Genomic DNA, 12,457 nt, shown 5'->3' with positions numbered 1-12,457 from the left:
TCTCCTTAATATATATTCTTATATATATTTTATAACAGTGTATTTTTTATTTAAAGTGTTTTTAATATAATAAATTTAAAATTATTACAGAAAAAACTACCGCTGATATATCTGCTATTATAGCTGCCCATAATGTATGTCTTATTTTCTTTATTCCAATTGCTCCAAAATAAACCGTTAACGTGTAAAATATAGTTTCTGTAGAACCCATTATTACTGAAGCAACTCTTCCTATATAGCTATCTGCTCCATAGTTTGTAATTATATCTGTATATATTCCTAAAGCACCACTTCCTGATAAAGGTTTCATAAAAACTAAAGGTAATACCTCTCCTGGTAATCCTATATATTTAACAATAGGATTTACAAAACTTATAATATAATCTAGTGCTGTAGACTCCCTTAATACTCCTATAGCTAAAAGCATGGCCAACATGTATGGAAATATGTTTATACATATTTTCATACCATCCTTAGCTCCTTCTACAAAACATTCATACACCTTTACACCTTTCATCATTCCATATATTACTATAGTCATTATAATAATAGGAATTATTATATTTGCCAAAATATCACCTACTTAAAAATATTTTTCCAATATCTTACAACTTATAATTCCCACAATTCCAGCCATACCCGTAGTCAAAATGGATGGTAGTATTATATCTGCTGGACTGTTAGAACCTGAAGCAGCTCTTATGGATATTATTGTGGTTGGAATTATTTGTATACAAGCGGCATTTAAAACAAGGAACATAGCCATATCATCGCTTGCCTTATCTTTATCTAGATTTATTTCTTGCATATTTTCCATAGCTTTTATTCCAAAAGGTGTAGCTGCATTTGAAAGTCCCATCATATTTGCTGTTATATTCATAACTATAGAACCCAATGTTTTATCATCTTTTCCTGCATCTTTAAGTATTAACCTTAATATAGGTTTTAAAATTTTAGCCAATTTATCTGTTAGTCCACTTTTTTCAGCTATTTTCATAATTCCACACCATAAACTCATAATACCCAGAAGTTTTATTATTAGATCTACAGAAGAAGTTGTAGAAGATATTATAACTCTAGACATTAACTCTCCTCTACCTGTTATAATTCCAACTACTATGCCTATAATTAATATAAAAAACCATATATAATTTACCATTTTATCTCTCCTTATCATAAATATACTTATTTATCTTCGTATCCATATATATTATTTAATATATATGGATAATATAACTCAGAGTATACTTTTAGTAGTTAAAATGGATTATCTTAGTGTATTGAAAATCCATTGAATTTAAGATATAATGATTCCATAATTTATACTCTAATAGACTATACCCTTTAAATAAGTAACATTATTTGGGTTACATATGTAAAAATGTAAGTTTTAAGGTTGCAATTGCTACTCTTTAATTAAGCATTACAACGGACTAATATTGCCCTAGCTTTTATGTTAGGCATAATATTGGGTCCTTATTTTTTTACTTACTTTTTAAATCAGGAGATGATAAAAATGAAAGTAATAATAGTAGGTGTAGGAAAGTTAGGCTACAAACTAGCTGAAGCTATGTTAAATGAAGATATTGACGTAACATTGGTAGACTCAAATCCCAAAGTTTTAGAAAGGATAAATGATCATCTGGATGTATTAACTGTTACTGCAAATGGAATAGAAATGGATGTACTTAAAGAACTAAGTATTGAAACTTATGATCTACTTGTTGCAGCAACAAGTAGCGATGAAACTAATACAATCATTTGTGCTCTAGCTAAAAAAGTTGGATGTAAAAAGACTATAGCAAGAATTAGAAATCCAGAATATATGAAACAACTAGATTTTGTTAAAGCTGAAATGGGTATCGACCATATTATTAATCCAGAACTAGCAACTGCAAATGCAATAGAGAAATATCTATTAAAAAACTATAATTTTTACTCAGGTGATTTTGCAAGTGGGAAAGTTTCAATGGTTGATTTTAATATAGGAAATATGAATAATTTTGTAGGTAAAAAAATCGAAGATATTGATGACCTAGATGGACTATTAATTACTGCAATATCTAGAAATGGAACTATTATTATTCCCTATGGCTCAATAGAGTTAGTTGAAAACGATGTAATTCACATAATTGGACAAAGCAAGAATATTGAGAAATTGAATAGCAAGCTTGATGTAAATATAAATAAAAAACATGTTAAAAATGCTATGATTCTAGGTGGTGGAAAAATAGGCTACTATTTAGCCCAAAGATTGACTTCATATAATATAAATGTAGTAATAATTGAACAAGATAAAAAAAGATGTGAATATTTATCTGAAAAACTTAATAACGTATTAATTATCCATGGAGATGGGACAGATATGAATCTTCTAGAAGAAGAAAATCTCTCTTCTATGGATGCTTTTATTGGTGTTACAGGATATGATGAACAAAATCTTTTAATGGCATTAATGGCTAAACAATCAGGTGTTAACAAAACTATAGCAAAAATAAGCAGACCTAGCTATGTTCATATAATAGATAAACTTGGTCTAGATGTTGCATTAAATCCTGTAAACATTACAGCTAGCAATATTTTAAAATATATACGTGGAGGTAAAGTTGTATCCGTATCTCTACTTTTAGATGGTCAAGGAGAAGTTACTGAAATTATAGCAAGCGAAAATACTCCTATTGTAGGAAAACCCCTATCCAAACTGGGTTTGCCAAAAGGTATTATAATTGGGGCAATTGTCCATGAAGAAAATGTAATTATTCCAAATGGAGATTCAATTATACATCCAAATGATCGAATAATTGTTTTCTGCTTAACATCAGATTTACCATCATTAAATATGTTTATTAAATCGCATAAAGGAGGGATATTTAGTGAACTATGGAATCATAATCAAGGTACTGGGAAATATATTAAGCGTTGAAGCCATATTAATGGTACCTTCTCTACTAGTATCTTTATATTATAATCAATCTGATAAGCTCTCCTTTATAATTAGTATTGTTTTAATAAGCATTATAGGAATTATTCTATCTAAAAAAACTGTCTATAAAAAATCTATTAAAGCAAAAGAAGGTTTAGCTATTGTAGCATTGGGATGGGTTCTATGTTCTTTTTTTGGTTCTTTACCCTTTGTATTTTCAGGAAGCATCCCTTTCTGGATAGACTCATTTTTTGAAACAGTTTCTGGTTTAACCACTACTGGTGCTACACTTATTGATAATATAGAGGTTCTTCCTAAAGGGATATTATTTTGGCGATCTTTTACTCACTGGATTGGTGGCATGGGAATACTTGTATTCACCGTAGCATTGCTACCTACTATAGGAGTTGGGGGATTTCAAATATTTAAAGCAGAAAGTCCTGGTCCAACTGCTGAAAGAATTGTACCTCGTATTAAAGATACTGCAAAAATTTTATATATTACTTATGTTACAATCACTATTTTAGAAATAATATTACTTAGAATTGGTGGTATGTCTTTATATGAATCTACAGTACATACTTTTGCCACAGTAGGTACTGGTGGATTTTCTACTAGAAATTCAAGTGTAGGTGCTTTTAATAGTACATATATTCATATTATAATATCCATATTTATGCTACTATCTGGTATTAGTTTTTCATTATACTATGCTCTCTTTAAAGGGAGATGGAAAGATGCTTTAAGAAATGAAGAATTAAAACTATATCTAGGAATTGTCCTATCATCTGTAGTATTAATTGCATTAAATATAAATTCTGAAATATATCATAACATAGGATTAGCTCTTAGAGATGCATTATTCCAAGTAAGCTCAATTATTACCACTACAGGCTATGCAACAACAAATTTTGATGAGTGGCCAACCTTTAGTAAATCTATTCTTTTTCTACTTATGTTTGTAGGAGGATGTGCTGGTTCAACTAGTGGTGGGATTAAAAGTATAAGAATTCTGGTATTAGCAAAATTGGTTAAAAGAGAATTTTATAAGATTCTACATCCAAGAGCAATAATACCAATAAAAAATAGAGAAAGAGCTATACCAAATGAAACAGTTGCAAGTATAAGTAGCTTTTTTATATTATACATGGCAATATTTATATTAGGAACAATTTTAATCTCATTGGAAGGTATAAATTTTGAAAGTGCTGCAAGTGCTACAGCATCCATGCTTGGTAATGTTGGTCCTGGCTTTGGATTCGTAGGTCCTACTTGTACTTATAGCGGATTTAGTGGAATTAGTAAACTGTTATTATCTCTATTAATGTTATTAGGCAGACTAGAACTCTTTACAATTATTGCACTATTTATGCCTACAACTTTTAAAAACAACTTCGACTCATAATAAAAGCGACTCATTTTTCTATATTGCATTTAAATTTCATTAGTGCTACCATTTATAATATATTATAAATTCTATTAAATCGGAGGAATGCAATGATAATAAAAGATATAATGAAATATATAGAAAGCGAATATAAAATAATAAGCCAAACCCCATGTGAAGTGTGTGGTGGTCACTTTTTTGCTGATTTTTTAGACATAGATATAGTTGAAGGTATTCCTCATGATATATGTAATTGCATATGTTCTAAATGTGGTCATGAAAGAATCTTTCAATTCTATGCTCCTTTTGTAGAAGACGAATCTTTAGATGAGTTGAACTTAAATTAAAAATAAGCCGTGCATTAAAAATGCACGGTAATTTAAATATATAAGCTATTTTTTGTATACAGGCTTTTTAAATACCAAAGTTGGATTCTCACACTTATCCATTAAATCTTTTATATTTTTAACTTGTTTATATGCCCATCCTATATCTGTAGCATACTGATATGATCCTGGTCTGTATGGATTCCACTTCATTTCATATAAAGTTTCCCTTGGATTTTCAGCACTATTTACATACTTCTCTGCTATATATTTAGCTCCACCTATTATGGCAGCTTCTGGAGTAACCCATTTTTGCTCATACGCAAATTCGGATCCATATTTATCTGGATTTGCATCAAATGCTTTTATTCCAAACATATTATAGACTTTTTTCTTTCCATCATCACCTGTTACTTCAATTCCATTAGCTAATTTAGACTTACCGTTACCTGTTTCTAATAATGCGTGTGAGGCTAAATAAATTGGATTTATATTATGAGTTTTTCCTGCATTTACAAAGGCTTGTCCTTTTCCTTCTAATATTCCTTTTCCCTTTAAAATTCCATCTATGTCTTCTGCTGTAATGCTATCATCGATATAGCTTAATTTTAAAAACATATATTTACCATACTCATCTGTAAAGTTTTCAGGATTTAAATAATACTTTATTTGATTTCTACTAGCTCCAACCCAAGCTGAAGGTCCTTCATCTGTTACAGAAACGCTAGGAAGTGCTTGTTTATTAAGAACTTCATCAATTGTGTTATTATAATTTATATTGGTTATATTGGAGTTGTTTATCCTATTCACACATCTAAAATAATCTACATAATAATTATCAAAATCTGTAAGCTCATCCTTGTATAATCCTTTTTGCCCTGCTCTTTTAACATATATAATAACTTTATATTTTTCTCCATCATTACCTGCTTCAAAAGTTTTATTTGATGTTATTTTATTGTTGCCTATATAACCATTAGTGACTTCTTTAAAATCTTCAAACTTGTCCACACCATATGTATATTTACTAACAAATATTCTATATTCTACATGATTAGCTCCTGTTGAAGTTAAATCAAATGTCTGTGTCTGTCCTGGCAATATAGGTTCCTTCTCCATCTTAACATTTGTAACTTTAGGTAAATCTATATAATTTGATCCGTCTTTATTCTTACCTTCTATGGTAAAATTCATTTTTGTTGGTTCTTTTAAACTTTTACCTCCTATAGATTCAATTCCTGTTCCTAAATTTAAAACATAAGTTTTCGCTGGTATATATCCACCTGTTATTGGGACTATGTCTATTGTATTCTCATCTTTACCTGGAGTAATATTAACATTAATTTTTTGACCGTTTGTGTCTGTTACATATATATTTTTATTATTTATTGTATCTCTATTCAACCCAAAATTAAACTTTACTGTCCAAACCTTATCTATTGAAATATTCACTTTACTTTGAAATTTATTACTAGCCAACACTTTGCTTCCTAAACACATGGAAAATATAAGTGATGATATAATAACCTTTCTGATTTTCATGTAAAATTCCCCCTTACCAAAATATATTTATATTTATAATTATATAAGCTATTACAAAATTTTTCTATGGTGAAATAGAACATATTATACTTAAATTGATAAATAACTTTAAAAATTAATACAACTAATTATATATTTATGGCGGCTACAAAATAACTTTGTCATTAAAATTATTTCGCAACCGCCATCTTATATTTTTTATTCAATTATATTTATGAAGTTATTTTTTAGCTATAACTTCTATTTCTACTAATGCTTCCTTAGGTAATTTTGCTACTTGTACGCAAGATCTTGCTGGATATGGTTCTTTAAAGTATTGTGCATATACTTGATTTATTTTTGCAAAGTCATCCATGTTAGCAATAAATACTGTAGTCTTTATTACATTATCAAAAGACATACCTTGTGATTCTAATATACTTTGAACATTCTTTAGGGATTGATTAGCTTGAGCTACAACTGGATCATCTCCTGTAGCTAGTTCCCCTGTGGCAGGATCTACTGGAATTTGTCCTGATAAAAATGCTAAGTCTCCTATCATAATACCTTGTGAATAAGGTCCTATAGCCTTTGGTGCTAATTCTGTGTTTATTACTTTTTTCATAATATTAATACCTCCTAAATATTTATATTCATTATATAGTTTTTATAACTATTGCTTATTTTTACATTTTGTCTATCTACTTTGATTATTCTATATGATCAGTATAAAATCCTTTTTTAGTATAAGAATTTTATATATTTTTATTTAATAGGCATATACTTTGAGCTTTAATTCCTAATTGTTTTCCTGTAAATCCAAGCTCCTCTTCTGTAGTAGCCTTAATATTAATATCTTCTATAGAAATATCTAAAACTTTGCTTATATTTTTTCTCATATTATTTATATATGCTAACATTTTAGGTTTTTGAGCTATTATAGTACTATCTATATTTGTTATATAATATCCCTTTTCATTTATAATTCTCTTTATTTCTTCTAGTAATTTTAAGCTACTATAACCCTTATATCTGTTGTCTGTATCAGGAAAATGTCTACCTATATCACCTAATGCTGCTGCTCCTAATATACTATCTCCTATAGCATGACATAAAACATCTGCATCTGAATGTCCCAATAACCCTTTTTCAAAAGGTATTTTTTCTCCCCCTATTATTAAATCTCTTCCATCTACCAGTTTATGTACATCATATCCTATTCCTACTCTCATGGACTTCCTCCCAACTTAATAATCTTAAATATTATTTTCATCTACCTCTATACCCGCCATTTTCATGAGGTACAATGCGTTTCTTGTAGTAGAAATTCCTAATCTTAATTTATAATCGAAATATATCCTATTATCTTTGTAATATTCTCTGAAGTGATAATTTCTAACATTACTATTCTGCTTTTCCAAATCTCCTAATTCTAAATCATGGGTAGATACAATTCCTAATACATTTTCTTTACTTAGTTTATTTATTAATATTTCTGCTCCAGTATGTCTATCAAGAGAATTTGTACCTTTAAATATCTCATCTAACAAAAAGAATATCGGTTTACCTGTTTTTACTCCTTCTATTAGCTTCTTAATTCTTAAAATTTCTCCATAAAAGGACGATATATTCTTTTCTAAATTATCACTTATTCTCATACATGTATATATATACATAGGTGTACAATAGAACTCTTCAGCACAAACAACCCCTCCAGCATATGCTAAAACTAAATTTACTCCTACCGTTCTTAAAAGAGTACTCTTACCAGACATGTTAGAACCAGTAATTAGTAAAACTTTCTCCCTTTCTCCCAATTGAAAATCATTACAAATTCTTTCCTTACCTAGAAGAGGATGACCTAAGTTTTTACCTTTTATAATTAGGTAATCTTTATTAAATTTGGGCATTACCCAATCTGGATTATCATGCGTTATAATCGATAAACTAGAGATTTCTTCTACTTTGCCTATGGTATCTAACCATTTTTCAAGTTCACTTCCATATTCTTTATTCCATTTTTCTAATAAAATCATACACTGATAATCCCAAAGTAATATTACATTAACTAATAAATAAAGCATATTATTTCTATCAGAAACGAAACTAGATATTTTGATTAAACCATCTATTCCATTTAATGCTTTATTTTCTTCTTTGGACATAATATTTAATTTCAAATCTTTTAAATACTTGCTTTTAAATTCTTTTTTACCTATAAGTTCTAGCATGTTATAATAACTATTTATTATTTTTTTATACTTATACACTAATTTTAATGTATTATCCCTATTTTCTTTTTTTATTTTTAACATAATTCCTTGTATAATCATAAAAAAAATAGGTATAGAATAACTTATGTACTTCATAAAATACATTATTATAGTAGCTACAGTAGCTATAGGTACTACTAAAGATAATAAAATAACTATAGAATTAGTATAAAAATCATCTCTTTGCTCTCCCCATTCAATTAATTCATCTACACTTTTATTGCTAGATGTGTGCAATCCTTCTGCCTGAAACCTTTGTCTCCATCCAAGATATTTAGATAACTCTTTTGTTGCTTCCTGTCTTTCGTATATTTCTTTTATATTATAATTAGGATTTTCTAAAGATGATTTTAATTGCCTACGACCCATGTATGTATTTGTTGCGTTTAGATACTGAAAAAGAGATGCTCTTCCGAATATATCCAAATCCTTTGAATAATTATGATCTTCTTTTATAAATTCTTTTCCTGTATCTTCAAAATCTCTCCATTTTCCATCTAAGCGTTTTATAGATTTATCATTTAAATAACATATTTTATCTATAATTTCCTTATTATTTATAACATCTTGATGTTTTACAGCTAAATATATAAAAGCTCCAGTAAATATTACTGCAATTAATATACTCATATAGTAATTTTTAAACTTATAATATATTATAGCAGTAAATAAAACACCCAAAATAAAGATTATCATTCTCAAAACACTTATAAAATTTATAGTTTGTATTTGTTTTTCTCTTAATTTATCATATTTAGTTTTTCTTTTTACATATTTGTTCCTTATATAATCCAAACTTTTTCACCTACCTATTTTAAGTTTATATATTCTATTATACAAGTATTATACAAAATATTGTACCAAAATAAAAAAGGCACAAATATGTGCCAGAACAAATTATTATTAAGAAATATTTTTCTTGTAAACAATTACATTACCCTTATTGCTTGCGAATTTATTAAAACTTAATAATCTTTTTAATCTATTAATTAAACTTGAAAAAAAACCTGTCTTTGATTTTTTAACCTTTTTAACAAAATCAATATAGATAACGTTATTTTTCATTTCACAACACCCTTTATCTAAAATATTTTATGTTTTGTCTATATTAATATAATATCATGAAATATCCCAAATGTTAAGAAAATTCTTAAAAGAATTTGTAAAATTATTATATAAATTTATTTACTTTCTTCAAATATAGCTAATGAAGCTGCCCCAATAATACCTGCATCCTCTAATAACAAAGCTTTTATTATTTTAGTATTTTTCCACATAGCTTCAAAGCACCTTTCTTTTACAACTTGGTTTATTTTATTAAATATTATATCTCCAGCTTTTGATACCCCTCCACCTATAACTATAGTATCTGGATCAAAGGTTATAATTATGTTTGAAACACATATACCTAAATACTCCAAAGCCTCGTCTACAATTTCTTGTGCTAATTTATCTCCATTTTTAGCTTCTTGAAAAACATTATATGCTGAAATCTTCTTTAGTTTTTTCAATGAGCTTTCTTTTCCTCTATTCAATTCCATTCTTGCTTTTTTAGCTATAGCTGTGCCCGATGCCAATGCTTCTGCACATCCAAAATTTCCACAATTACATATGGCTCCATCTTCTTTTAAAGTCATATGCCCTATTTCTAAAGCATTGGAACTACTACCTCTATATATGTTCCCATTTAATATTGCTCCTCCACCTATTCCTGTAGAAACAGTTATAAATATCATGTTTCTGCTTCCTTTTCCAGATCCAAATTTATACTCTCCTACTGCTGCCGCATTGGCATCATTATCTAAATAAACAGAGATTTTAAAATGATTTTTTATTGGATTAACTATATTAAAATTTTTAAATGGTAAATTGGGACTAGTTATAATAATTCCTTTTTCTATATCTAAAGGTCCTGGTGATCCAATTCCTATTGCTTTTATATTATTCTTAGGAATCTTTGATTTTTTTATTACATAATCTATAACTTTTATGATTCTTTCTAGTACAATTTTCTCTCCAAGTTCAGACTTAGTATCTATAGTATGTCTAAAAACTATATTTCCTTCATAATCTAATACTCCTCCGCTTATAGTTGTACCACCTAAGTCTATTCCTACTACATACTTTTTATTCACTAGACCCCCTCCTAAACATATTATAATTAAATACTATCATTCACTAATTTTTTGTCAATAATTCAAACATATTTAAAATAAATTGTATATTTTAATGCTATAATTAACATATACTTTATTGTTTTTTTAATATACTAATTATATACTTATGTATTGTATAATTAGTTTCTGGTGGATTGTCCACAAGTTATCAACATTTATGTGGATAATGTTGATACATTAAACTACATTCTTATAGATATAACCTTAGTTTTTTCAATTTTTCATATTTTTTAATTTTTTTCTATGTTTTTTTCGACAACTAACATTAATTGCACAACTTATTCACATACGTATTGTGGATAATGTTGATAAGTATATTTTATTACATATAATTCCATGTAGCCGAAAAATTTAGAAGGAGGTTGATTATGAACAAAAAAGTTTTATTTCTACCAATATTCTCTGTTTCATTATTAATTTTTACATCTTGTTATTCTTCTAGTGAAAATTTAAATAGAAGTAATTCACAAGTTATTAACAAAAAAAATAATAGTATAGTGGATAACTCATCTCAAAATAAAAAAGAAGTTTCAAAGCTAAGAACTTTCTCAAAAGAAAATTTAAAATATAATAATAAAGGTGTCCCCATTCTTATGTATCATTCTATTGATTATGAAGAAAATAATGAATTAAGAATTCCAAAAGAAGTTTTTAGAAATCAAATGGAATTTTTAATAAAAGAAGGTTATACTACTTTAACTTTAGATGAATTATTTAATTTCTTAAAAAATAACAATCCAATACCAGAAAAATCCATAGTTATAACTTTGGACGATGGATATATGGATAACTATATTAATGCTTATCCTATATTAAAAGAATTAGATATTAATGCAACGATATTTGTCATCACAGATTTAGTAGATAATAATGAAAACTATCTAACTTCAGAACAAATCATAGAAATGAGTAATAATGGAATAGATATACAAAGTCATACCACTAAGCATGATGATCTTCTGACTTTAAGTTATGAAGATCAATTAAAAACTTTAGTTGATTCAAAAAAATTTTTACAGGATTTATTAAAAAAAGATATTAAATATATAGCATATCCCTTTGGTAATTGGAATGAAGATACATTAAAAGCTGTTGAAGTTGCTGGATATTCTATGGCTCTATCTACAACTGGAACTTGGTCTTTTAAAGAGAATGGTATTTATTCTCTAGATAGAGTTTATATAAGTTCTAAATTTAATTTAGAGGAATTCAAGCGTAGAATCTCTACCCCACATTATAAATAATCAATTGAAAAAAATGTAAATTAAACACCTAGTATGTAGTTCATACTAGGTGTTCGACACTTTCTGAAAATTCACTCTAAACTATCTTTTAATGAACTTTCTTTAATTTAAAATTTATTTATCTATATTTTCTATAGTTATCCACAAAGTTAATAACAATTCACTTATTTTTGTGGACAAGTTTCTCTTGGAAAAGCTTGATTTGTCTTTAAATATAAGTATTTACTAACATTATCAACATTTTTTATGTTGATAAGTGCTTTAACATATTGTGGATTATTAAGACAAAATACATAATTTTTCTTTCAATTTTATGTTTATTTTTAAAATCATTTTAAAGCTTATATTATTTGTTCATGCTTTTATAATCTTCTAAAAATTGTTCTATACCTCTATCTGTTAGAGGATGCTTTAACATTTGAGCAAATACTTTATAAGGTACAGTTGCAATGTCTCCACCTACTCTAGCACATTCTAATACATGAATTGGAGTTCTTATACTAGCACATATTATCTCTGATTCTATACCAAAGTTAGTGAATATAGTAACTATATCTTCTACTAATTGGATACCAAAACTTCCTATGTCATCTATTCTACCTAAAA

13 protein-coding genes are annotated in these 12,457 nt (G+C 27.5%); 4 read left to right on the top strand and 9 right to left on the bottom strand.

The genetic code is table 11. The annotated features are described in order from the left end of the window. Positions 1-61 precede the first annotated feature (61 nt). Together B5D21_RS11405 and B5D21_RS11400 are read right to left on the bottom strand one after the other, a co-directional pair. Complete coding sequence (locus tag B5D21_RS11405) at positions 62-541, bottom strand: spore maturation protein (RefSeq protein ID WP_052040442.1); 480 nt, start codon at positions 539-541, stop codon at positions 62-64. Between the two features lie 42 nt (positions 542-583). Next, entirely contained in the window at positions 584-1,159 is a 576-nt protein-coding gene (locus tag B5D21_RS11400) for a nucleoside recognition domain-containing protein (RefSeq protein WP_035110902.1), read from the bottom strand. 357 nt (positions 1,160-1,516) lie between these two features. On the opposite strand from B5D21_RS11400, the gene trkA reads away from it, so the two are divergent. The 3 genes from trkA (at position 1,517) to B5D21_RS11385 (ending at position 4,657) form a co-directional block, all read left to right on the top strand. Beyond that, the gene (trkA, locus tag B5D21_RS11395; protein WP_023437066.1) at positions 1,517-2,923 is read left to right on the top strand and encodes a Trk system potassium transporter TrkA; all 1,407 of its coding nucleotides are present in this window, start codon (positions 1,517-1,519) and stop codon (positions 2,921-2,923) included. Next, on the top strand, positions 2,874-4,328 hold the full coding sequence (locus B5D21_RS11390; RefSeq protein WP_011098550.1) for a TrkH family potassium uptake protein: 1,455 nt from the start codon (positions 2,874-2,876) through the stop codon (positions 4,326-4,328). Before trkA ends, B5D21_RS11390 begins: the two co-directional genes overlap by 50 nt. Before the next feature lie 92 nt (positions 4,329-4,420). Then, positions 4,421-4,657 (top strand): hypothetical protein, encoded by a 237-nt coding sequence (locus B5D21_RS11385; protein ID WP_035110897.1) that lies wholly within the window; start codon positions 4,421-4,423, stop codon positions 4,655-4,657. 45 nt (positions 4,658-4,702) lie between these two features. Here B5D21_RS11385 and B5D21_RS11380 read toward each other — a convergent pair whose 3' ends face one another. The 6 genes from B5D21_RS11380 to B5D21_RS11360 all read right to left on the bottom strand — a co-directional run bounded on the left by B5D21_RS11380 (position 4,703) and on the right by B5D21_RS11360 (position 10,565). Continuing rightward, positions 4,703-6,178, bottom strand: coding sequence for an N-acetylglucosaminidase (locus B5D21_RS11380; protein ID WP_011098549.1), 1,476 nt, complete (start codon positions 6,176-6,178; stop codon positions 4,703-4,705). Between the two features lie 220 nt (positions 6,179-6,398). After that, positions 6,399-6,782 carry a RidA family protein gene (locus B5D21_RS11375; RefSeq protein ID WP_011098548.1) on the bottom strand — a complete coding sequence of 128 codons (384 nt, stop codon included), beginning with the start codon at positions 6,780-6,782 and terminating at the stop codon, positions 6,399-6,401. A gap of 130 nt (positions 6,783-6,912) precedes the next feature. After that, positions 6,913-7,389: a 2-C-methyl-D-erythritol 2,4-cyclodiphosphate synthase gene (gene ispF, locus B5D21_RS11370; RefSeq protein ID WP_011098547.1), complete on the bottom strand. Its 477-nt coding sequence runs from the start codon at positions 7,387-7,389 to the stop codon at positions 6,913-6,915. Between the two features lie 24 nt (positions 7,390-7,413). Beyond that, positions 7,414-9,225 carry a MutS family DNA mismatch repair protein gene (locus B5D21_RS11365; protein ID WP_011098546.1) on the bottom strand — a complete coding sequence of 604 codons (1,812 nt, stop codon included), beginning with the start codon at positions 9,223-9,225 and terminating at the stop codon, positions 7,414-7,416. 108 nt (positions 9,226-9,333) lie between these two features. Then, positions 9,334-9,495 carry a hypothetical protein gene (locus B5D21_RS14205; RefSeq protein WP_115603865.1) on the bottom strand — a complete coding sequence of 54 codons (162 nt, stop codon included), beginning with the start codon at positions 9,493-9,495 and terminating at the stop codon, positions 9,334-9,336. A 116-nt stretch (positions 9,496-9,611) separates the two neighbouring features. Then, positions 9,612-10,565, bottom strand: a complete 954-nt coding sequence (locus B5D21_RS11360) for an ROK family protein (RefSeq protein ID WP_011098545.1) — start codon at positions 10,563-10,565, stop codon at positions 9,612-9,614. 407 nt (positions 10,566-10,972) lie between these two features. On the opposite strand from B5D21_RS11360, the gene B5D21_RS11355 reads away from it, so the two are divergent. Further along, the gene (locus B5D21_RS11355) at positions 10,973-11,851 is read left to right on the top strand and encodes a polysaccharide deacetylase family protein (protein WP_396349710.1); all 879 of its coding nucleotides are present in this window, start codon (positions 10,973-10,975) and stop codon (positions 11,849-11,851) included. 346 nt (positions 11,852-12,197) lie between these two features. On the opposite strand, the gene B5D21_RS11350 is transcribed toward B5D21_RS11355, so the two are convergent. Beyond that, on the bottom strand, positions 12,198-12,457 hold a 260-nt coding region (locus B5D21_RS11350; RefSeq protein WP_278320379.1), incomplete at its 5' end, for a transaldolase family protein.

The organism is Clostridium tetani (genome assembly GCF_900167265.1).
Taxonomy (GTDB): Bacteria; Bacillota; Clostridia; order Clostridiales; family Clostridiaceae; genus Clostridium_G; species Clostridium_G tetani.
This window is presented reverse-complemented; position numbering and strand designations above follow the sequence as displayed.